This window comes from Mesorhizobium sp. SARCC-RB16n, from assembly GCF_008520305.1.
Lineage (GTDB): Bacteria > Pseudomonadota > Alphaproteobacteria > Rhizobiales > Rhizobiaceae > Mesorhizobium.
On the sequence record NZ_ML703309.1, the window covers coordinates 1 to 21744 of the forward strand.

20 protein-coding genes and 1 pseudogene are annotated in these 21744 nt (G+C 63.6%); 11 read left to right on the forward strand and 10 right to left on the reverse strand.

Going from position 1 to position 21744, the window contains the following annotated elements:
• Positions 1–29 precede the first annotated feature (29 nt).
• Positions 30–1784 (reverse strand): ABC transporter ATP-binding protein, encoded by a 1755-nt coding sequence (locus C7I87_RS33985; RefSeq protein WP_149908305.1) that lies wholly within the window; start codon positions 1782–1784, stop codon positions 30–32.
• A 151-nt stretch (positions 1785–1935) separates the two neighbouring features.
• On the opposite strand from C7I87_RS33985, the gene C7I87_RS33990 reads away from it, so the two are divergent.
• Positions 1936–3216 (forward strand): amidohydrolase family protein, encoded by a 1281-nt coding sequence (locus C7I87_RS33990; RefSeq protein ID WP_149908306.1) that lies wholly within the window; start codon positions 1936–1938, stop codon positions 3214–3216.
• Positions 3217–3298: 82 nt separating this feature from the next.
• Positions 3299–4219 carry a DMT family transporter gene (locus tag C7I87_RS33995; protein ID WP_149908307.1) on the forward strand — a complete coding sequence of 307 codons (921 nt, stop codon included), beginning with the start codon at positions 3299–3301 and terminating at the stop codon, positions 4217–4219.
• Between the two features lie 117 nt (positions 4220–4336).
• Here C7I87_RS33995 and C7I87_RS34000 read toward each other — a convergent pair whose 3' ends face one another.
• Positions 4337–5242, reverse strand: a complete 906-nt coding sequence (locus tag C7I87_RS34000; RefSeq protein ID WP_149908308.1) for a LysR family transcriptional regulator — start codon at positions 5240–5242, stop codon at positions 4337–4339.
• A 124-nt stretch (positions 5243–5366) separates the two neighbouring features.
• Here C7I87_RS34000 and C7I87_RS34005 point away from each other — a divergent pair, with 124 nt between their 5' ends.
• A complete protein-coding gene (locus tag C7I87_RS34005; RefSeq protein ID WP_149908309.1) occupies positions 5367–5813 on the forward strand; it encodes an ester cyclase in 447 nt (148 codons plus the stop codon).
• 49 nt (positions 5814–5862) lie between these two features.
• Here the strand turns inward: C7I87_RS34005 and C7I87_RS34010 are convergent, their stop codons facing one another.
• Positions 5863–6765 carry a phosphotransferase family protein gene (locus tag C7I87_RS34010; RefSeq protein WP_149908310.1) on the reverse strand — a complete coding sequence of 301 codons (903 nt, stop codon included), beginning with the start codon at positions 6763–6765 and terminating at the stop codon, positions 5863–5865.
• Between the two features lie 95 nt (positions 6766–6860).
• On the opposite strand from C7I87_RS34010, the gene C7I87_RS34015 reads away from it, so the two are divergent.
• Complete coding sequence (locus tag C7I87_RS34015) at positions 6861–7493, forward strand: class I SAM-dependent DNA methyltransferase (protein ID WP_149908311.1); 633 nt, start codon at positions 6861–6863, stop codon at positions 7491–7493.
• A 98-nt stretch (positions 7494–7591) separates the two neighbouring features.
• Here C7I87_RS34015 and C7I87_RS34020 read toward each other — a convergent pair whose 3' ends face one another.
• The gene (locus C7I87_RS34020) at positions 7592–10036 is read right to left on the reverse strand and encodes a GcvT family protein (RefSeq protein ID WP_149908312.1); all 2445 of its coding nucleotides are present in this window, start codon (positions 10034–10036) and stop codon (positions 7592–7594) included.
• The gene (locus tag C7I87_RS34025; RefSeq protein ID WP_149908313.1) at positions 10033–10920 is read right to left on the reverse strand and encodes a phosphotransferase family protein; all 888 of its coding nucleotides are present in this window, start codon (positions 10918–10920) and stop codon (positions 10033–10035) included. The genes C7I87_RS34020 and C7I87_RS34025 overlap by 4 nt, the downstream gene beginning before the upstream one ends.
• A gap of 414 nt (positions 10921–11334) precedes the next feature.
• Here C7I87_RS34025 and C7I87_RS34030 point away from each other — a divergent pair, with 414 nt between their 5' ends.
• Complete coding sequence (locus tag C7I87_RS34030; RefSeq protein ID WP_149908314.1) at positions 11335–12111, forward strand: DeoR/GlpR family DNA-binding transcription regulator; 777 nt, start codon at positions 11335–11337, stop codon at positions 12109–12111.
• Between the two features lie 10 nt (positions 12112–12121).
• Here C7I87_RS34030 and C7I87_RS34035 read toward each other — a convergent pair whose 3' ends face one another.
• The 4 genes from C7I87_RS34035 to C7I87_RS34050 all read right to left on the reverse strand — a co-directional run bounded on the left by C7I87_RS34035 (position 12122) and on the right by C7I87_RS34050 (position 15574).
• The gene (locus C7I87_RS34035; protein ID WP_149908315.1) at positions 12122–13021 is read right to left on the reverse strand and encodes an NAD(P)/FAD-dependent oxidoreductase; all 900 of its coding nucleotides are present in this window, start codon (positions 13019–13021) and stop codon (positions 12122–12124) included.
• Positions 13011–13460 (reverse strand): RrF2 family transcriptional regulator, encoded by a 450-nt coding sequence (locus C7I87_RS34040; protein WP_149908316.1) that lies wholly within the window; start codon positions 13458–13460, stop codon positions 13011–13013. Before C7I87_RS34040 ends, C7I87_RS34035 begins: the two co-directional genes overlap by 11 nt.
• A gap of 67 nt (positions 13461–13527) precedes the next feature.
• Complete coding sequence (locus C7I87_RS34045; protein WP_149908317.1) at positions 13528–14889, reverse strand: sensor histidine kinase; 1362 nt, start codon at positions 14887–14889, stop codon at positions 13528–13530.
• A gap of 10 nt (positions 14890–14899) precedes the next feature.
• The gene (locus tag C7I87_RS34050) at positions 14900–15574 is read right to left on the reverse strand and encodes a response regulator transcription factor (RefSeq protein WP_149908318.1); all 675 of its coding nucleotides are present in this window, start codon (positions 15572–15574) and stop codon (positions 14900–14902) included.
• Positions 15575–15894: 320 nt separating this feature from the next.
• On the opposite strand from C7I87_RS34050, the gene C7I87_RS34055 reads away from it, so the two are divergent.
• The 3 genes from C7I87_RS34055 to C7I87_RS34065 all read left to right on the forward strand — a co-directional run bounded on the left by C7I87_RS34055 (position 15895) and on the right by C7I87_RS34065 (position 18086).
• Positions 15895–16494: a class I SAM-dependent methyltransferase gene (locus C7I87_RS34055; protein ID WP_149908324.1), complete on the forward strand. Its 600-nt coding sequence runs from the start codon at positions 15895–15897 to the stop codon at positions 16492–16494.
• On the forward strand, positions 16491–17108 hold the full coding sequence (locus tag C7I87_RS34060; RefSeq protein ID WP_149908319.1) for a DedA family protein: 618 nt from the start codon (positions 16491–16493) through the stop codon (positions 17106–17108). Before C7I87_RS34055 ends, C7I87_RS34060 begins: the two co-directional genes overlap by 4 nt.
• Before the next feature lie 72 nt (positions 17109–17180).
• Positions 17181–18086: a LysR family transcriptional regulator gene (locus C7I87_RS34065; RefSeq protein ID WP_149908320.1), complete on the forward strand. Its 906-nt coding sequence runs from the start codon at positions 17181–17183 to the stop codon at positions 18084–18086.
• Between the two features lie 5 nt (positions 18087–18091).
• Here the strand turns inward: C7I87_RS34065 and C7I87_RS34070 are convergent.
• Positions 18092–18181: pseudogene (locus tag C7I87_RS34070) on the reverse strand (MerR family DNA-binding transcriptional regulator); the annotation flags it as partial.
• A 150-nt stretch (positions 18182–18331) separates the two neighbouring features.
• Between C7I87_RS34070 and C7I87_RS34075 the strand changes: the two are divergent.
• From C7I87_RS34075 to C7I87_RS34085, 3 genes are all read left to right on the forward strand, one after another.
• Positions 18332–19102 (forward strand): class I SAM-dependent methyltransferase, encoded by a 771-nt coding sequence (locus C7I87_RS34075; RefSeq protein ID WP_246696528.1) that lies wholly within the window; start codon positions 18332–18334, stop codon positions 19100–19102.
• Between the two features lie 215 nt (positions 19103–19317).
• On the forward strand, positions 19318–20472 hold the full coding sequence (locus C7I87_RS34080) for an ABC transporter substrate-binding protein (protein ID WP_149908322.1): 1155 nt from the start codon (positions 19318–19320) through the stop codon (positions 20470–20472).
• 247 nt (positions 20473–20719) lie between these two features.
• Positions 20720–21718 carry an ABC transporter ATP-binding protein gene (locus C7I87_RS34085; RefSeq protein ID WP_149908323.1) on the forward strand — a complete coding sequence of 333 codons (999 nt, stop codon included), beginning with the start codon at positions 20720–20722 and terminating at the stop codon, positions 21716–21718.
• Positions 21719–21744 lie beyond the last annotated feature (26 nt).

The window sequence follows — 21744 nt, forward strand, 5'->3', positions numbered from 1 at the left end:
ATGCACCATCAAACCCTGGGATCAAACATCTAAGGCATCAGCTGATATTCATAAAGCTTCTGGTAAAGCCCGCCTTGCCTGAGTAGGGTCTTGTGCGGCCCGCTTTCCACCACATTGCCGGCTTCCAGCACCACGATCGTGTCGGCCTGGTGCACGGTCGACAGGCGGTGCGCGATGACGATCGTCGTGCGCCCTTCCGTCAGTTGCTGCAGCGCGTCGCGGAACAGCGCCTCCGACTCGGCGTCGAGTGCGCTGGTCGCTTCGTCCAGCAGCAGGATTTCGGCATTGCGCAGCATGGCTCGCGCGATCGAGATGCGCTGGCGCTGGCCGCCCGATAAAAGGCCGCCATTCTCGCCTACGTCGGTTTCGTAGCCTTTCGCCTGTGCGACGATGAAGTCATGCGCGTTGGCTGCCTTGGCCGCGGCGATCACCTCTTCGTCGGTCGCGCCCTCGCGCCCAAGCCGGATGTTGTGCATGATCGTGCCGGCAAACAGGAACGTGTCCTGGCTGACATAGGCGATCTTTTCCCTGAGCGAGGCCAGCGTCGCATGGGAAATGTCCTGGCCGTCAAGCAGCACCCTGCCGCTCTTCGGGTCATAGAGGCGCATGATCAGGTTCAGGATCGTCGACTTGCCGCCGCCTGACGGTCCGACCAGCGCCGTCATCTTGCCGGGCGCAAGGGTCAGGTCGAACCTTTCCAGCACCGGCGGGCCGTTCTGGTAGGCGAAGCTGACGGCGTCGAAGCGAATCTCGCCTGGCCCAGCCCGAAGCGGCGTCGCATCGGGCTTCTCGGCCAGCGTCAGCGGCTGGTCGGCGAGTTCGAACATCATGCGCACGCCGACAATGCCGCTCTCCAGCGAGATGCGCACGCGCGCGAGGCGCTTTGCCGGTTCATAGGCGAGCAGCAGCGCTGCGATGAAGGCCATGATGTTGCCAGGCATCTGGCCGCCCTGCAGAACCAGCAAGCCGCTGACCATGACGGCGCCGGCGATCGCCAGGCCGGCCAGCGTTTCCATCACCGGATTGGTCACCGCTTCCAGCGCGGCGATGTTGTTGGCCCGGTCCTCGACATCGGACACCGCCCTGTACATGCGCTTGCGCATCAAGCCTTCGAGGTTGAAGGATTTGACCACGCGCACGCCGATCGCGGTTTCCTGCATCACCTGGACGATCTGGCCGACCGAGCGGAACTCCATGGCTGCGAACTTGCGCACGCGCTTCAGGATGCGGTTGACGCCGTAGATGGCCAGCGGACCGACGACGAAGCAGATCAGCGACAGCGCCGGCTGCTGCCAGACCATGACCCCAATCAAGGCAGCCAGGGTCACGAGATCACGCACAAAGGAGGTGACGATCAGGTCGAGCACGTTGCGCGCCGCCTGGGCATTGTTGGTCATGCGGGTGATCAGGTCGGACGACGAGGTCGAATGGTAGAATTCGATGCCTTGCGCCAGGATGCGATCATAGATCTTGCGTTGCCGTTCGGCGATGATGGCGTTGCCGACCCGGCTCATGAAGTAGGCCTGGACGAAGTTGGCGATACCCTTGACGATGAAGATCGCCGCGACCGCCATGGCAATCATGTTGACGCGGTCGACCCTTTTGTCGATCACGAATTCATTGGTGATTTCGCGCAGGATCCAGGCGCTGGCGGCCGTCATGCCCGCCACCACCAGCATCGACAGGATGGCGGCGGCGTAGCCGGCCCTGTGCTGCCGGAACGATTCCCTGAGCAGCCTTGCGACGAGGCGCTGGTTCTCCGTCGAGCGGAAGAAGCGAAACAACGGCTGATCCTTGATGCCGGGATGACGAAGGCGGCTTATAGAGGGAGTTGCCGCCGGAGGGAACCTTTCGCCGCCATGCAAAGAAACCGCTGCGGCGGGCTGTCTTTTGAGACACGATGCAACAATGATTCTTCAAGCGGGATGACGACAGATGGATTTCGACTTAATCGTTCGTGGCGGCACGCTGCCGGATGGCGGCATTGCCGACATCGGCATCAGCGGCGAGACGATCGCGGCGATCGAGCCGAAGCTCGAGGGTTCCGCACGGACCGAGGTCGATGCCCGTGGCAATCTGGTGTCGCCGCCCTTCGTCGATCCGCATTTCCACATGGACGCCACGCTGTCCTACGGCATTCCGCGCATCAACGCGTCGGGCACGCTGCTTGAGGGCATTTCGCTGTGGGGCGAACTGAAGCCGCTCTTGACGCACGAGGCGGTGCGCGACCGCGCGCTCGCTTATTGCGATTGGGCGGTGTCGATGGGGCTGCTGGCCATCCGCACCCATGTCGATGTCTGCGACGACAGGCTGCTGGCGGTCGAGGCGCTGCTGGAGGTCAAGAAGACCGTGGTCCCCTATGTCGATCTGCAATTGGTGGCCTTCCCGCAGGACGGCTTCTATCGCTCGCCGACGGCGCGCCAAAACACCATTCGGGCGCTGGACATGGGCGTCGATATCGTCGGCGGTATTCCGCATTTCGAGCGCACCATGGCCGACGGCACGCGCTCGGTGACCGAACTGTGCGAGATCGCGGCAGAACGCGGCCTGATGGTCGACCTGCATTGCGACGAGACCGACGATCCCCTGTCGCGCCACATCGAGCAACTGGCGTATGAAACGCAGCGGCTCGGCCTGCAGAGCAGGGTGGCCGGTTCGCATCTCACCTCGATGCATTCGATGGACAATTACTATGTCTCAAAGCTTCTGCCGCTGATTGCGGAAGCCGGCGTTTCGGCCATCCCCAACCCGTTGATCAACATCATGCTGCAGGGCCGTCATGACACCTTCCCGAAGCGCCGCGGTCTGACCCGGGTCAAGGAGATGCAGGCGCTCGGCATCCGTGTCGGCTGGGGTCAGGATTGCGTGCTCGATCCCTGGTATTCGCTGGGTACCGCCGACATGCTCGACGTCGCCTTCATGGGCCTGCATGTCGCCCAGATGTCGAGTCCCGCCGACATGGCGCGCTGCTTCGACATGGTCACCAACGTCAACGCCGCGATCATGGGGTTGGATCATCTCGGCCTGGCTGTCGGCAAGCGCGCCAGCCTTGTCGTTCTCGACGCCGGCAATCCGATCGAGGCCTTGCGCCTGCGCGCCGAGCGCATCTGCGTCATTGCCAGGGGCAAGGTGGTGGCGGAGAGGACAAGGCAGGATAGCAGGCTGTCCATTCCCGGCAGGCCAGGTCAGGTGAACCGCAGGCACAAATCCGGCTAGATACAGCCGATTCCCGCGGCTGGTCTTACCGTTTCTTCGATTCCCACTCGTCAAAGTTGGCGCTTGCGGATAGGAGCCGGGCATGGTTGAGCCCGCCCGCAATTCGATGATCAGGAACGTGTTGCTGGCCGGCATCGTGCTGATGCTGGCCGGCGACTTCCTGTTTGCGCTCAACGACGCGATGGGCAAGTGGCTGGTCACCAGCTTCTCCGTCGGCCAGGTGGTGCTGATCCGCTCGATCGGCGCCTTTATCGTGCTCGGCCCGATGATCGCCAACCAGGGCGCCGGCAGACTGTTCCAGATGGAGCGGCCTGGGCTGCAGGTCCTGCGCGTGTTGGCGACGACGCTGGACACCGCTTTGTTCTATGCCGCCGTTGTCTATCTGCCGCTTGCCGATGTGATGAGTTTCTACATGGCCGGGCCGATCTATGTGGCGGCGCTATCGCATTTCCTGCTTGGCGAGAAGGTCGGCTGGCGCCGCTGGGTGGCGATCCTGCTCGGCTTCTGCGGCGTGGTGATCATGCTGAAACCGTCCTCTGCCGCGTTTTCGCTGTCGTCGGGTTTCGCGCTTGTCGGCAGCCTGGCCTTCGCATTCGCCATCATCCTCAACCGGCGCCTGCGCGGCACCAGCGACACCAATCTGGTGACATGGCAGACGATCGGCACGCTGGTGGTTGGCGGCGTGCTGACCATCGGCGCCTGGAAGACACCGTCGGCGCTCGATCTCGGCGCCATGCTGCTGCTCGGCATCGTCTCCTGCGGCGCGCATCTGATGATCACGCGGGCGCTGAAACTGGCGCCGGCCTCGACGCTGGCGCCGCTGCATTACACGCTGCTCTTGTGGGCGGTGGTGTTCGGGCTGGTGTTCTTCGGCGACGTTCCCGGCACGCGCATCCTGATCGGCTCCGGCATCGTCGTTCTGGCCGGCCTGTTCATCTTCCATCGCCAAAAGGTGGTCGACACCACGGTGCCGCCGGAGAACGTGCCGAAGGGGGTGAACTAATGCATGTCGCCCGGAAGTGTCCTCGGTTCCGGGACAACGATATGCATAAATCAAAAGCTTACAGCAGGTCGGGCGAATCCTATTCGCCGCGACATGCTGTAGGACCGGGTCAAAAATCTAGGCTCCTGCGCTGTGCTCATGGTGTCTGATCGCGTCGATGAAGGCGCGCAGGGTGGACGGCACATGGCGATAGCCTGGATAATACAGCGCCAGGCCTGGTATCGAGGGACACCAGTCGGTCAAGACTGTCACCAGTTGACCCGAGCGCAGTTCGTCCCTGGCGAAAGACTCAGGCACGTAGGCGATCCCCAGGCCATTCGCCGCCGCTTGGACCATCAGGCTGTTGTCGTCGAGCGACAGGGCGCCGGGGACATCGATCACTAGTTCCTGGTCGTTGCGGCTGAATTCCCAGAAGTACCTCTTGCCGCTGGGCAGCCGCTGGCGGATGCAGATGTGATGCCGCAAATCTTCGGGTACGGCCGGCGGCTTCCGGCCGGTCAGATATGCCGGCGCGGCAACCGCGACAAACCGTGTAGGGCCGCCGAACGGCACCGCGATCATGTCTTGCGGTATCGCGTCGGCCAGCCTTACACCCGCATCGAAGCCGTCATGAACGATGTCGATGAGGCGGCCCTCGGACACCAGATCAAGCTCGACCCCGGGATACCGCGTGAGGAACCGCGGCACGATATGGCCGAGCAGCCACCTAACCGCGGCCTTGTTCGCGTTGATGCGCAACGGTCCATTCGGCGTGCCACGGTCGTCGGCAAGCTCGTCCAATGCGGCGTCCAGATCGTGCAACACCGGTTCCAGAAGCTTAAGCAGCCGTTGCCCTGCCGAGGTGGGCGATACACTGCGGGTAGTGCGGTTGAGCAGCCGGACGCTCAGCGTCTTCTCAAGGGCGATGATGGTGTGGCTGAGCGCCGAGCGCGATACGCCCATGGCGTCGGCCGCCTGGCGAAAGCTGCGATGGGTGGCGACCGCACGGAAGGCTTCCAGTTCATTGAAAGTCGGGCGAGGCATTGGTGAAAACTCTTCACGAACTCATGCCGCTTTATCCGCCTTATACGACCAATAAGAAAGCTCTATCTCCCTGGAGGCACATCGGACCGAGGCGTCAGGCTCGATCAAAATAGAGGATATCGTCATGGCCATGAAACTCACACGAGACGAACTTGTCGCACGGCTCGTCAAAGCTGGAGAACTTGAAGTCGCCGGTGCGCCGGCGGATGAAATCGCCAGCTATTTCGACGTCGAAAACTTCCGCTTTCACGGGCCGGATGGCTTTGAGAGCGATTTTGGTGGGTTGAACAGTTATTTCGCGGCGATCCGCGCGGCATTCGAGAACCGCGCGATCCGGCGTGGCATCGTCGTCGTGGAAGGGAACACCGTCGCGTGCCAGACCTGGATTACCGGCCGCTTTGTCCATGAGTTCACGATGTCGCCGGCCGGGCCGCTGCCGCCCAACGGCGCCGACATCACCATGGACCTGATCAATATATTCCTGTTTGACGACGAGGGTCGCCTGATCGAGGAGTTCGTCCGCACCGACTACAGGAGCTTCCTCAGACAACTGGGCGCCAAGGGTCTATAGGCCGGGCAAGTTGATCGCCGTCGATATTTGCCGGCTAGAGTCCCGGGGCCTAGCCCTCTCTCACCGCAGCAAGGTGCCTGGAAAACTCGGACGTCTCCATCAGCGCCTTGCAGCGAGCAAACCGCCCGTCGGCATAGGCGCGGAAATCGTCTACTGGGTTGTTGTTGGCGAGCTGGATCAGCCCCCACAGCGTCCACAACAGGTCGCACATCGCCTTGTAGATGACGATGCGGCCGCGCTCCGCCGGCTTCGCCTCGCTGCCGAAATAGGCGCGCATCATCTCTTCATCCTGGGCGGCGTCGAACTTGCCTTCCACGCTGAGATCGCCGAGGTCCCAGAGCGGATCGTTCATCCCGGAATACTCCCAGTCGACGATCCACATCCGCTTGCCCGTATCGAGAAAATTTTCGCACAGCGGGTCGCAATGGCAGGCGACGAGGGGCAAGGGGTGGATAGCCATGGCCGTGCGCACGCTGCCGGCCTCGCGCACCACGTCGTGATAGCCGGCCGGCAGGGCGACATCCCTGGTCGACAGCACCTTCAAATAATCGTCGATCATCGAAAACAGCTCGAAGCGGAAGGGGAACACCGCGCCGGACGTGTGCAGCTTGCGGAAGGCCTCGGCCGCTCGGGCCGGACTGCCTTGCCGGTCCCTGAATTTCTCCGGCGACATCGTCTCCGCATAGGCAATGTAGCGCGTCACCATCAGGCCGGTGGCGGCGTCGGCATGCAGCACTTCGGGGCTGACGCCGGCTCTTGCCGCCTCCCGCGCCGCTATCGCCTCATTGGCGCGGTTGATGTATTCCTCGGTGCCTTTGCCCGGAATGCGCAGGCAGTAATCGCCGGCCTTGAAGACGAGGTTGGTCAGGCCGCCGAGCCGGTCCAGCGGCCCGGTGTAGCCGGCCAGCACCGGAACAGCGGCAAGTCTTGCCCGCACCTCGTCTGTCACCATTGCCTGCGCCCCCACGCCGTTATTCTTTGTCGCAACGGTTCCACAATTTTCGCCGTTTGGCTATCATCCCGCCAAGACAGGGAGTTGGTGGACACGTGGCGGACGGCAAACATCATGGCGCGCTCGGCGAGGTTTACGCGGCCAAGCGCCCGGAAGAGGTGGCGGCACTTTACGACCGCTGGTCACAGACCTACGACGCCGACATGTCGGCCGCCGGCTATCGCCATCCCACCATCTGCCTTGCCTTGCTGGCCCGCCATCTGCCGCGCGGTTCGGCGCCGTTGCTCGACGCCGGCGCCGGTACCGGGTTGATCGGCGAATGGCTTGACATTGCCGGCTATCCCCAGGTCGAGGCGCTGGATATCTCGCAAGGCATGCTGGACCAAGCCGCGCGCAAGCGCGTCTATTCGGCGCTGCATTGCCTGGCGCTAGGCGGCGCCTTGCCTTTTGCCGACGACACCTATGCCGGTATCATTTCGGCCGGCGTCTTCACCTCCGGCCATGTCGGCGCGGAGGGACTGGACGAACTGATCCGCATCTGCCGGCCAGGCGGGGTGATCGTGCTGACGGTCAAGAACACGCTCTGGGATCAGGGCTTTGCCGCGCGCATCGCCGAACTCGAGGCGCAGGGCCTCGTCACCCGCGCCGAGGAAACCCGCCCTTACGTCTCGATGCCCGGGGAGGCTGATACCGTCCCGAGTCGTGGCCTCGCCTTGCGCGTAAGCTAGAGCAATTCCAGGAAAAGTGCGTAGCGGTTTTCCGTCCGGAATTGCGTAAAAACAAAGAGTTAGAGCGGTTCGGCAATTCTATCAAGCGCTGAACCGCTCTAAGCCTTCACGCGCTCCATTGCCGGGTCGTATAGCGGCTCGAGATGGAGTTTAGCCGGCGTCCGCTGCATCGCGACCACCAGTTCATAGCTGCCCGAGGCGAGGAAATCGTTGCTCACCCCGTCGGCGTTGCGCACATAGCCATAGCCGATGTTCTTGCCGACCGTGTAGCCGTAGCCGCCGCTGGTCAGATAGCCGACCGGCTCGCCATTGCGCAGGATGGTTTCGCGGCCGAGCAGCACGATCTCCGGATCGTCGACCGTGAAGCCGGCAAAGCGCTTCTTCAGGGACGCGCCGCCGCCAACGTTCTCAAGTGCGCGCCGACCGACGAAGTCGGTGTTCTTGCGCAGCTTGACAGCCCAGCTGAGCCCGGCCTCCAGCGGCGTGTCGTTGGGCGTGATGTCGGAGCCCCAGGCGCGGTAGCCCTTTTCCAGCCGCAGCGATTCCAGCGCGCGGTAGCCGACCGGCCGGATGTCGTGCTTCCCGCCGGCCGCCATCAGCGCGTCGAAGACTTCGCCGGTGGCTGCGATTGGCACATGCAACTCCCAGCCCAGTTCGCCGACATAGGTGACGCGCAGCGCCCGGACCGTGTGACCGGCGATTATGATCTCCCGCACATGTCCGAACGGAAAGCCGGCGTTCGACACATCGCTCCCGGTCACTGCCGAAAGCACGTCGCGGGCGCGCGGTCCCATCAGTGACAACGTGCCGAAATCTTCGGTGACATCGGTCAGCCTGGCATCGAGGCCCTCGCCAATATGGTCGCTGATCCACGAGGCATCATGGGTGCGGAAACCTGTGCCGGTGACGATGTAGAATTTTTCCTCGGCCAGCCGCGACACGGTCAGGTCGGCCTCGATGCCGCCGCGCGTGTTGAGGAGTTGCGTGTAGGTCACTCGGCCGACCGGCTTGCCGACATCGTTGGCGCAGATCCAGTCCAGGGCCTTCGCCGCGTCGGGTCCGCTCAGCTCATACTTGGCGAAGGACGACTGGTCGAAAATGCCGACATGCTCGCGCACGTGCCGATGTTCGTCGCCAACGGCGGCGAACCAGTTCTGCCGGCCCATCGAATTGACGTCCTTCGGTTCCACTCCCTCAAGCGCGAACCAGTTCGGCCGCTCCCAGCCGAGCTTCGAGCCGAACACGGCGCGCTGTTGTTTCAACCGCTCATACAGCGGCGAGACGATGCGCGGCCGGCCGCTGGCATATTCCTCGTGCGGGAAGCCGATCGTATAGTGCTTGCCATAGGCTTCCAGCGTGCGCTCGCACACCCATTGCCGGTCGCGGTGCAGGTTGGAAAAGCGCCTGATGTCGACCACCCACAGGTCGAGCGGCGCCTCGCCGTCCACCACCCATTGCGCCAGCACCCAGCCGGCGCCGCCGCCCGACGCGATGCCGAAGGCGTTGAAGCCGGCGCCGACGAACATGTTGGCACATTCGGGCGCCACGCCGAGGATGAAATTGCCATCCGGCGTAAAACTTTCCGGCCCATTGATCATCTGCTTGACGCCGACCGTCTCCAATGCCGGCACGCGCGCGATCGCCTGAGCCATATGCTGCTCGAAATGATCGTAATCGTCTTCGAACAGCCGGAACTCCCAGTCATTGGGCACGTCCCCTGTTGTCCAGGCCTGGGGGTTCGGCTCATAGCCGCCCATCACCAGCCCGCCGACCTCCTCCTTGAAATAGGTGCGCCGATCAGGGTCGCGCAGTGTCGGCGCATCCGTCGCCAGTCCCGAGATCTTCTCGGTGATGATGTACTGGTGCTTGACCGGCTGCAGCGGCACGTTGATCCCGGCCATGGCGCCGACCTGTCGTGCCCATTGGCCGGCGCAGTTCACCACCTTGTCACAGGCAATGTCGCCCCGATTGGTCTTCACCGCCGTGATGCGGTCGTCCTTCATCTCGAAGCCGGTGACGCGCACGTCCTCATAGAGTTTGGCGCCATGCATGCGCGCGCCCTTGGCCAACGACTGCGTGATATCGGAAGGGCTCGCCTGGCCGTCGGTCGGCAGCCAGGACGCGCCGACAAGATCGCCGGTCTCCATCAGCGGCCACATCGCCTTGACCTCCGCTGGCGACAGAAGCTGCATGTCCATGCCGAAACTCCTGGCCGTCGTCGCCAGCCTTTTGTACTCGGTCCAGCGGTCGGCATTGGTGGCGAGCCTGAGGCAGCCGGTCATCTTCCAGCCGGTGGCGAGCCCGGTCTCGGCCTCCAGCCCCTTGTAGAGGTCGACGGAGTATTTCAGCACCCGTGTGATCGAAGCCGACGAGCGCAATTGCCCGACCAGGCCGGCGGCATGCCAAGTCGAGCCTGAGGTCAGCTTACCCTGTTCGAGCAGCACCACGTCGGCCTTGTGGTCGCGCGCCAGGTGATAGGCCGTCGAACAGCCGATGATGCCGCCGCCGATGACGACGATCGCGGCCTGGCTAGGCAAGGTCATGATTTCAGGATCCCGTATTTTGTCCGGTAGTTTTCCAGCGCCGCGTCGAGCCGCACCAGGTTTTCCTCGGTGTAGGCCACGTAGTCGATGCCCGGCGCGTCGAGATAGAGTTCCGACACCATGCTCCACATCGCTTCGCGCAGCAGCGAGGCGCATTGCATGGCGGCGTGCGAGCGGCGGATCGCCTCGTCCGGTTCCTTCATGAAATAGGCGGTCAGGAAGGCAAAGGATTCTGCGTCGCTCATGCCCGCGTTCGAAGCGACGCCTGCAAGGTCGAACATTGCCGTGTTGAAGCCGGCATATTCGAAATCGATCAGCCACAGTCTGCTGCCGTCGTCGAGAATATTGGCCGGCAAAAGATCATTGTGACCAAAGACGATCGGCAGCAACTTCTGGGCGCGCTCCAGTTCGTCGGCCAACGCCAGAAAGCGCGGCAGGTCACCGCGCTTGCGGCTGTTGCCCTCGTCAAGCGTGCGCGCATAGTCGCGGATGACGTGGAACACCCAGAACATGAAGCCGGCGCCGGAGATATGGTTGGGCATCTCCCGGTGGAAGCCGCGCATCAGCGCCGCGACGCGGCCGAGATTGGCGCGCACATCCTCGGCCAGATAGGTTTTGGCGCCAAGAAACGCCGTCACCAGGATCCCAGGTTCGGCATAATGGACCGCCGGCGCGAAGCCGGCGGCGTGAGCTGCCCGCGCGGTCATTACCTCGCGTGCGCGGAAGACATGGTGGAACGGATAATCCTGGCCGAAACGCACGACGTGTTTGCCGGCCGTGTCGGTGACCACATAATTGGCGTTGCTCAAGCCGCCGGGCAGCGGCGCGATCTCGATGGCGCCCGTCCAGCAGGGCAGCGCGCGGATGCGGTCTTCGGCAATCACGAAATCATCCCTGGTTTGCTGGCCTGGTTTGCCGGGCTTCGACAAGGCGACATGAGCAGCGCAACGACGACGGGGGAAACGCAAACGATCTCGTCGGTGCGGGATGCCAGGATGGATACCCCGCACCGCACCGACGAGCCCCTTGGCCAGGTTTGTGAGCCCGGCATCCGCCCCCGCGGATCTGAAAATTTCTTGCGCCAGACATGTTACAGGCGGCGTGGTCAATGAGTTGCGGCTCTGCCATTGCCCTCCCGCTGCAGCTCCGGACCCTGTTGAGGTTGGATTTCACGCCAGGGCTGTTCGGCTGTCAATTAAAACATGTGACTTTTTTTGGGTGTTTTGCCCGAAAGCATGGGCAATCCTTTTAAAAACGTTAGGAATGCCTTAGAATCGGGCAGCTTGCGGGGCGCACATATGATCCACTCGAAACGGCATGGCGAGATCCTGCGGCTGCTGCAGGAAGAGGGGACCGTCACCATCGCCAGCCTGGCCGACCGGCTGGGCGTCTCACTCGAAACCGTACGCCGTGACGTCAAGCCGCTCACCAGCGACGGCTCGGTTCTGAAGATGCATGGCGCCATCGGCCTGCCGTCGATGATCGGCGAAGCGCCGTTCGAACGGCGCATGCGCGAGCATGCCGACGCCAAGCGCAGCATTGCCCGCGCGGTCGCGGCCACCATTCGTGACGGCGAATCGATCATGCTCGACACCGGCACCACGACGTCGTTCCTGGCGCGCGAACTGCTTGGCCACCGGCGTCTCACGGTCGTCACCAACTCGTCGGATATCGCTCGCACGCTTGCCACCATCAACGGCAACAAGGTCTATATGGCCGGCGGCGAGCTGCGCAGCGATTCAGGCGCCGCCTTCGGAACGTCGGCCATCGAGTTCGTCAGCCGCTTCTCGGTCAGCCACGCCATCATCTCCACCGGCGCCGTGGACGCGGTGACGGGCGTCATGGACTACGATCTGGAAGAGGCCGAATTCGCCCGCATGGTGTTGTCCAGAGGCCAGCGCTCGCTGGTCATCACCGACCACACGAAGTTCGGCCGCCAAGGCCTGGTTCAGGTCTGCGGCTTCGACGGCTTTTCCGAACTTGCCACCGACCGCGCGCCGCCGCACGACATTGCCGCGGCACTGGCGCAAGCCGGCGCGCGGCTCAGCATCGCTGGTGACGAAGCGGGGTTCTGAGCCAGGATTATCAGCCGAACACCAAGGACTGATGGGCGCACACGCCCGCGAAAGTGCCGCCCGACACGGCGAAGGCGATGTTGTGCATCGCGCGTGCCGCGTCGCCGGCGGCATAGACGCCGGGAATCGTTGTCTGCTGCCTGTCATCGACTGATATCATTGGACCGAGCAGGCCGTCCTTGAAGCCACAGCCGAGCTGTTCGGCCAGCGGACTCGCCATCATGTTGCGTGGCGCAGTGAATATCGCCTTGACGCCAGCCTTCCGGCTGCCGTCCAGGTGGACGACCAATCCGCCGGAGCCGTCTTCGCTCAGTTCGCTGACCGTCGCGGGCTCGAACCTTACATTCTTGCTCTCAAGCGCAAGCATCTCCTCGGCATCGGGCTCGATCAGGCCGTTGCCGAACAGCGTGACGTCGCCCCAGTCGGAAATCAGCTGCGCCTGATGCATGGACATCGGGCCGGTGGCGAGCACGCCAAGCGGCCCGCCGGAAACCTCGTAGCCGTGGCAATAGGGGCAATGCAGCACGGTCTCGCCCCATTGCTCGGCAAGCCCGGGAACCTCCGGCAGGAGGTCGCGCACGCCGGTGGCCAGCACCAGCCGTGCGGCGCCGAATGTCTCGCCGCCATCGGTGGTGATTTCGAAATCGCTGCTGTTGTTGGCAATGGCCTTGTCCGCACGCGCGGTCACAAGCCTGGCTGTCGGATAGGCAAGCAATTGCCGCCTTGCATCGTCGAGGATGGCGCCGGGTGTGCGCCCGTCCTGGCCGAGAAAGCCGTGCGAATGCGCGGCGAAGCGGTTGCGCGGCTGGCCGGCGTCGATCACCAGCACGTTGCGCCGCGCCCGCGCCGCCTGGATGGCTGCGGAAAGACCGGCGAAGCTGCCGCCGACGACGGCAAGATCATAGTGCATGGCTGGAAACTCCAATGAGGTCGTAACGGCGGCGGAAATCGGCGGTCAGATCGGCCAGCGTGATGCGGCTGAGCTTCTCCGCCAGCAGCTTTTCGGCCGCGACGCGAAAATCGTCGAGCACGGCGATCACCGCTTGCTCGACGAGGCAGCCCGGACTTTCCGGCTCGGTGCTGAACGGCAGCAGCGTCTCGCCAAGGGCAGCGCTGATCTCGGCCAATGAAATGCTCTCGGGCGCGCTCCCGAGCAGCCAGCCGCCGCCATGCCCGCGTGACGAGGTGACGATGCCGGCGTCGCGTAAGCCGGCGATGGTCCGGCGCACCACCACCGGATTGGTGTGGATGAAGGTGGCAAGCTGCTCGGAGGTCAGCGCCTGCTCGGGCTTTTCGGCCATGTGGACGAGAATGTGCAAGGTTGAGGATAGTCGGCTGTTGCGCTTCATGTAACTTAATTAGTTACGATTTATCGCGATGTCAAACACGCCGGCGTCTCGGGAACTCGCGGCGATGCTATGCCGGTAAAGCGCGAAAGCTCATCCTGAAGCAGGCGCCGCTGGGCTTGCCGTCGAGGATTTCGATGCGGCCGCCATGCAGATGCATGATTTCCTGCACGAGGTTGAGGCCGAGGCCGGCGCCATGATCCTGCGGGCGCAGTCGATAGAAAGGCTCGAAAATGCGCTCCCGCTCGCCCGGCGGCACGCCGTCGCCTTCGTCCCTGACCTCGATGATGGCGGGCGTCGTGACGCTGACGGTGATTTTGCCGGCGCGGCCGCCATGCTCGATGGCGTTCTGGACGATGTTGGTCACCGCGCGTTCGATCGCGGTACGGTCGCCGGTTGCAAAGAGCGTGTCCCTCTCCGGCTCGAACGACATCTCGTAGCCGGCCGAGAACGCCATCGGCGCAAGGTCGACGATGACGCCACGCGCGATCGCAACGAGATCGACCTTTTCGAAAGGCGATGTTTGCCGGTCGAGGCGCTGCAGGTCGAGCAACTGGTCGGTCAGCGTCGAGAGCCGTGCTGCATCCTGCAGCAGCCTTGCCCGTTCCGGCGTCGCCGGCAGCGACGCAAGGCGCGTGTTGAGGATGGCGACCGGTGTCCTGAGCTCATGGGCGGCGTCGGTGAGGAAGCGCTTGTGGCGCTCATAGCCCTTGTCCAGGCGCGCAAGGGCTGCATTCACCGCCTTCACCAGCGGTGTCACCTCCGTCGGTACGTCCTTGAGCGGCAGCTGCACGCCGCGCTGGTCGATGTCGATGCGCTCAGCCTCGGCGGCTGCATGGCCCAGGCCCGAAAGGGCGCCACGCACCACCCAGGGCGTCGCGAACAGCGTGGCCAGCGCCATCAGCCCGGCGAGCGGCAATATGCCTTGCAGGAAGAATTGCGGCGCCTGGCCGAGCAGGCGCAGCAGCGAAAGCCCGCCCTTGGTGCCGGTGAAGATCTGGACGTTGCCGGCCGCCGTATCGGTCCAGCGGATCTTTCCCTCCGGCGGCGCGGTTTGCCCGATTGCGTGGTCGATACGGGCGTCGCTGATATTGTCCAGCAGTCCGGTGAAAGGCTGGAAGACGGCCGGCACGGTGCCCTCCTGCAGCCGCTGGCCCTGCTTGTCGCGGATGATGAACCAGAGGTTGGGGACATCCGATCGCAGCTTCGTCAGGTCCGAGGTCTCGCGCAGGACGAGCTTGCCGCCTGCGTCGCGCGCCACCGCATCCGCCAGCACGTCCATTGTGCCGTCCTCATAGTCGTTCGGAATGAGCCCGGTGGCGAGCAATGCGCCGAGAATGCCGACGATGATGAGGGTCAGCATCGCGCATTGCAGCAAGGCGATGCGCAGCACCAGGCTCCATTTCAGCGAACGCGGGCGCTTGAGGCTCATGGCTTGGCGCTCATGTCGTCTCGCGCAGGAGATAGCCGACGCCGCGAATGCCGTTGATCGTCACCCCGGCATCGGCATCGGCGAGCTTGCGGCGCAGGCGCGAGACGTGGGTGTCGAGTGCGTTGGACTGGATCTCGTCGTCGAGGCCGAACACCGCCTCCATCAAGGCCTCGCGTTGCACCATGCGGCCGGTGCGGCGCATCAGCGCTTCCAGAACCAGGAGTTCGCGCCGCGGCAGACTGAGCGGTTCGTCACGGATAGACGCCTCGCGATGCCCGACGTCGAGCAGCAGATCGCCGGCGCGGATGAACTGCGACTGCAGCGGCGCCGGGCGCCTGAGCAGCGCGCGCAGGCGGGCCAACAGTTCCTCGAAGGCGAATGGTTTTGCCAGATAGTCGTCCGCGCCCATGTCCAGCCCATCGACCTTGTCCGACGTGTCGCCTCTCGCCGTCAGCATCAGCACTGGCGTGGTGTTCTTGGCCGAACGCAATCTGGGCACCAGCGACAGCCCGTCGCCATCCGGCAACTGACGGTCGAGCAGGATGGCGTCGTAGCTGTCGGCGGCAACGAAGCCTTCCGCTTCGATCAGCGAGCCGGCGTGATCGACCACCATGTCATGGCGCTTCAGCGCGGCACGCAGCGCCGAGACCATTTCGGGTTCGTCCTCGACCAGCAAGATCCGCATCGACAGTTCCCCAGCAACAGCAACAGCTTCGGGCGCTACCGCGCCAAGATTGCGCAAACATGGCAAAGCCGAACGGCCCGAACTCGACAGGCGCTTTCTTTGCCTCCGCCAGATTGCGCAATGTCTATGCAACCCAGTCGCGGCAAACAACGCCGGTCGGCACGAATCGCCCGAGCCGGCGTGAAGGCGTCAGGCCCGAATATGCAACAGGTCGGGCCTGACGCCGAAACAAAATGGCGCCCAAACGAAATGGCGCTGAAACGAAATCAGGTGGCCGTACCAAATTGGTTGGCGTGCTGTTGTCTTGGATTGAGGTTACCATGCCTGCAAATGATGCTCTGTCTTTCCTCGTGGCGTGGACCGTGGCGCCGTTCAGGGTCGGCTCCGTCACGCCGTCCAGCTCCAGCCTGGCGGCATTGATGACCCGTGACATCGGACCCGAGACAGGCCCCGTGCTGGAGCTCGGCCCAGGAACAGGTCCTTTCACGCGGGCGCTGCTGTCGCGTGGCGTGAAGGAGGAAGATTTGACGCTGATCGAATCCGACCCGGATTTTGCCGCATTGCTCAAGCGTCGCTTTCCTGCGGCACGGATTTTTGAAATGGATGCTGTCGGTCTGCGCCATCTGTCACTGTTTCACCGGCCGGTGATCGGTGCTGCCGTCAGCGGCTTGCCTTTCCGGCTGATCTCGCCGCGCAAGACGCTCGCCATTCTCGAAGGTGTTTTCGCGAACCTGCGCCCGGGCGGAGTGCTCTATCAGTTCACGCTCGGACGGCGCTGCCCGTTCGACCAGTCGCTGCTCGATAGGCTCGATCTCGAGGTTACGCGGGTTGGCCATACCTTTCGCAACTTCCCGCCGGCGACGGTCTATCGCATCGCCAGGATCAAGACGTCAGATACCTACGACTGGCGCTTCGCATGACGGGACCGTTGTCGGCCATTCTCGGCCTCGGCCTGTTCGGCGTCTTCTGCCTCGCCTTCACCGAGAAGATCCTGCCGGTTCCGCCCTCTCATGTGCTGCTGCTGTTTCTCGGCATGACGGCGGCGCCTGACGATGCGACGCTGGCGACCCTGTTGGCGGTGACGACGTCCGGCTCCTTTGCTGGCTGCCTTGTCTGGTATACGGTCGGCCGCCGGATCGGATTTGACCGTGCCGACCAGCTGATCGAACGGGCCGGCAGATATATCTTCCTGCGCCCCGAAACCTATCGCAATCTTGGCCAGGCCTATCGTCGCAATCATGTCAGGGTGTCCTTGCTCGCACAGTTCATCCCGACCGTGCGCAATTACTTGCCGATCGCTGCGGGTGCTCTCAACTTGCCTGCCTTGCCTTTCGCGGCCGCGACACTGCTTGGCGCCACCATCTGGAATGCGGGCTTTCTTCTGACCGGTTATCTCATGCACGGCAGCGGCCAGGATTCCTTCACGGTGGGCTTGCGCATCATCGTCATCGTCGTGGCGCTGGAGACGGCCTTCATGCTTGCGCTGCGCTATGGCCCCACATGGCGACGCCGCATCAGGCTGATGCTCGGCTAAGCGCGCACCGGGCCATGGGATAAGCTTCGCCATCGGCTTTTCTTCGTGGCTGCGGCGGTGTTTAGTCCGGCCATGGCCTTCACCATCCGCCAGTTGCAGTTCTTCATCGCCGTCGCCGAGCAAGGCACGGTGTCGCGCGCGGCGCAAAACCTCTCCATTTCGCAATCGTCGGTCACCGAGGCGATCAAGGAACTGGAAAGCGATCTTGGCGTCGAACTGTTCGAGCGCCACCCGCGCGGCCTCAACATCACCCACAAGGGCCACCAGTTCCTGCGCCACGCCACAAAGATTCTCGCCGACGTGTCCGACGCGCGCCGCTCTTTCTCCGGCGAACAGGCCGTGGCGGGCGGGCGGCTGCAACTCGGTGTCACCTCACTGGTCGCCGGCTATGTGCTGTCGGATCTGCTCTCACGCTACCGCCGCGCCTATCCCGGCGTCGAGGTCTCGGCCATCGAGGACAATGGCGACTATCTCGAACACCTACTGATCGGCGGCAAGCTGGATATCGCCGTCATGGTCACCTCCAACTTGCGCGACCGTACCGCGCTGCAATCGGAAATCCTCGAGGTATCGGCCTATCGCCTGTGGTTGCCGCTCGGCCATTCGCTCGCCGGCGCCGACATTATCGGCATCGGCGATATCGCTTCCGAACCGCTGATCATGCTCACCGTCGACGAGATCGAGGAGAACACCGGCAAGCTGCTGACGGCGATCGGCGCCAAGCCGCATGTCGCCTTCCGCACCCGTTCCGTGGAAGCCGTGCGCAGCCTCGTCGCCACCGGCGCCGGCGTGGCGCTGCTGCCCGACCTCGTCTACCGGCCCTGGTCTCTGGAAGGTGACCGCATCGAATCGCGCGACATTTCCGGCGCCTTGCCGGTGGTGCAGGTCGGCATGGTCTGGCGGCGGGGCTCCGGCCTGCCGCAGGCGGCCCGCGACTTCGTCGGCCTCGCCCAGTCGCAGCGGGCGGTCCGCCGCTAGTTTGGTGCGATGAGGCCCTTCTCCTGGTAGTAGCGAACTGTCGAGGCGGGCACGCCGGTGCGGCGCGGCACCTCGGCAATGTCGATATCTTTTATGCTTGACCTCAAGTCGGCTCGAACTCGTAGAATGTCGCGACGATCGGTGAGAGCAACACAAAAGCGAGGTCCGTTATGCCGCAATCCGCGCCGCCAAACACACGGCAAGCCGCGCTCTGGAACGACGTCAGCGGAAAGGCCTGGGTCGAGATGCAGCCGATCCTCGACGAGATACTGGCACCGTTCGAGCGGCTGGTGGTCGATGCCGGCTATCCCGGGGAGGGGGGCAATGTCCTGGACATCGGCTGCGGCGCTGGCGCCACAACTCTGGCGATGGCGCGCCGCGTGGGCAACGACGGAAATTGTGTTGGGCTCGACATCTCGCGGCCGCTTGTCGCCCTGGCGACGAAACGCGCGAGGGTGGAAGAGGTAGCAAACGCAAGTTTTGAAGTGGGCGATGCCCAGGCGCATGCGTTCGAACCTGGACGCTTCGACGCTGTTGTTTCGCGCTTTGGTGTCATGTTCTTCGATGATCCAGTGGCCGCGTTCTCCAACATAAGACAAGCCGCAAGGCGCGGTGGCAAACTCGCCTTTGTTGCTTGGCGCAGTCCGGTCGAGAATGATTTCATGACGACCGCCGCGCGAGCGGCTGCGCCTTTCTTGCCGCCCGCACCCGCGCCAGATCCCGATGCGCCGGGACAGTTTGCCTTTGCCGGCGGCGCCAAGGTGAAGCGGATCCTTGAAACGAGCGGCTGGTCGTCAATCGAAGTCGAACAGGCGAACGTCCTGTGTCGGATCGCCGAAGGCGATCTGATGACGTTTGCCACCCGGCTAGGGCCGGTCGCCGCCACGCTGCGCGAAGTTGACCGGGCAACGGCCGAAAAAATCACTACGGTGTTGCCTGCTGCGTACGCGCCTTTCGTGGAGGACGGTGAGGCTCGCTTCAATGCCGCCTGCTGGCTTGTGATGGCGCTGGCTTGAAGGGCGTCTTACTATCGGAAAAACCGATATCGCCTTTCTGATAAATGAATTTGCGAAACCGGAATTTTCAAAGCACCTTCCGTTCAAGGGACCAAAGCCGCCACCAGAGCGACATGCGTCCGTCGGACGAACTGACACTTTTTCAGTCTGCGCGTTGACCTTGGCGAAACCGAAACCGGTTTTCGGAGGCCGGGCGCCAAAATGGGAGATCGATGATGAATTCATTCCTGAAATCATGCACCGCGCTGACGGTCGCGCTGAGCTTTTCCGGGCAGGCCGTTGCCCAGGTCAAGGAACTCGGCAAGGGCGAAGGCCAAGTCAACATCGTTGCCTGGCCGGGCTATATCGAGCGCGGCGAGACCGACAAGGGCTATGACTGGGTCACCGCCTTCGAGAAGGAGAGCGGCTGCAAGGTCAACGTCAAGACCGCCAACACGTCGGATGAGATGGTGTCGCTGATGAACGAGGGCGGCTTCGACCTCGTCACCGCTTCCGGCGATGCCTCGCTGCGCCTCGTCGCCGGCAAGCGCGTGCAGCCGATCAACACCGATCTCATCCCGAGCTGGAAGACGGTCGACGACCGGCTGAAGGACGCGCCCTGGTTCACCGTCGACAAGGTGCATTACGGCGTTCCCTATCAGTGGGGCCCGAACATCCTGATGTACAACACCGAGGTGTTCAAGGAAGCGCCGAAGAGCTGGAACGTCGTTTTTGAGGAAATGAAGCTGCCGGACGGCAAGTCCAACAAGGGCCGCGTCCAGGCCTATGACGGGCCGATCCACATCGCGGACGCCGCCAACTACCTCATGTTCCACAAGCCGGAACTCGGCATCAAGGACCCCTACGAACTGAACGAAGACCAGTACAAGGCCGCGCTCGAACTGCTGCGCGTCCAGCGCACGCTGGTCGGCCGCTACTGGCATGACGCCGCCATCCAGGTCGACGATTTCCAGAACGAAGGCGTGGTCGCTTCCGGCTCGTGGCCATACCAGGTCAACACGCTGGTCGCCGCCAAGAAGCCGGTCGCCTCGATCGTGCCGGAAGAAGGCGTCACCGGCTGGGCCGACACCACCATGATGGAAGCCGACGCGGCGCACCCGAACTGCGCCTACATGTGGCTCGAGCATTCGCTGGCGCCCAAGGTGCAGGGCGATGTCTCGGCCTGGTTCGGCTCGCTGCCGGTCGTGCCCGCCGCCTGCAAGGGCAACGAGCTGCTCGGCGAGGAAGGCTGCAAGACCAACGGCTACGACAATTTCGACAAGATCAAGTTCTGGAAGACGCCGGTCTCGAAATGCGTCACCCAGAACGACCAGTGCGTGCCCTACTACCGCTGGGTGTCGGATTATATCGGCGTCATCGGCGGACGATGATTGGTACGCGAGGCAGGCAGGCCTGCCTCGCGCCTACCCCTCATCCGACCGAGCTCCGCTCGGCCACCTTCTCCCACAAGGGGAGAAGGAAGGCCGCGGCACTGCCGCCTCTCATAATCTCCACCGTCGGTGATTTGCGGCGACCTTTGCACGGGACTTCCCTTCTCCCCTTGTGGGAGAAGGTGGCCTCGCGAAGCGAGGTCGGATGAGGGGTAATTGCGATAAACCTGTGTCTGAAAAAGCGCCCATGACATCAGCCGTTTCCTTTCAAAAAGTCTCACGCCATTTCGGCAGCGTTCGCGCCGTCGACGCGGTCGATCTCGACATTGTGCCGGGCGAATTCTTCGCCATGCTCGGGCCGTCGGGGTCGGGCAAGACGACGTGCCTGCGCCTGATCGCGGGTTTCGAGCAGCCGACGTCGGGTTCGATCTCGATCTTCGGCGAGCGTGCCGAAGGCGTGCCGCCCTACCGGCGCAACGTCAACACAGTGTTCCAGGACTACGCGCTGTTCCCGCATCTCAATGTGCTCGACAACGTCGCTTACGGGCTGATGGTCAAGCGCGTCGGCAAGGCCGAGCGGCACAAGGCGGCGGAAGAAGCCTTGTCGCTGGTGCGGCTGCCCGGCTATGGCGCGCGCCGGCCCGGCCAGCTTTCCGGCGGCCAGCGCCAGCGTGTCGCGCTCGCCCGCGCGCTGGTCAATCAACCCAAGGTGCTGCTGCTCGACGAGCCGCTCGGCGCGCTCGACCTCAAGCTGCGCGAAAACATGCAGGAAGAGCTGAAATCGTTGCAGAAGGCGCTCGGCATCACCTTCGTCTTCGTCACCCACGACCAGGGCGAGGCGCTGTCGATGGCCGATCGCGTCGCCGTCTTCAACGATGGCAAGATCATGCAGATCGGCACGCCGGAGGATATCTATCAGCGGCCGAGCACGCGCTTCGTCGCCGATTTCGTCGGCTCGTCTAACGTGCTGCCGCCGGATTTCGTCCAGCGTTATTCCGGCCAGCATCGCTGGGGCAGCCTACGGCCCGAATCCATCCGCGTCGGCCGCTCTGGGAGCGGCGAAGGCGTCGCCGCGCGCCTCGTCTCGACCAACTATCTCGGCGCCACGACAAGACTGGCGCTCGATGCCGACGGCTTGAAGCTGCACGCCGTCGTGCCGGCCGGCACGGCCTTGCCTGGGGAAGGCGAGGCGGTGGTGCTGACCTTCAACCGCGAGCACCTGCATCTGATGGATGAGCCGGCATGAGACTTCCTGTGTCAACCTGTTGTGAG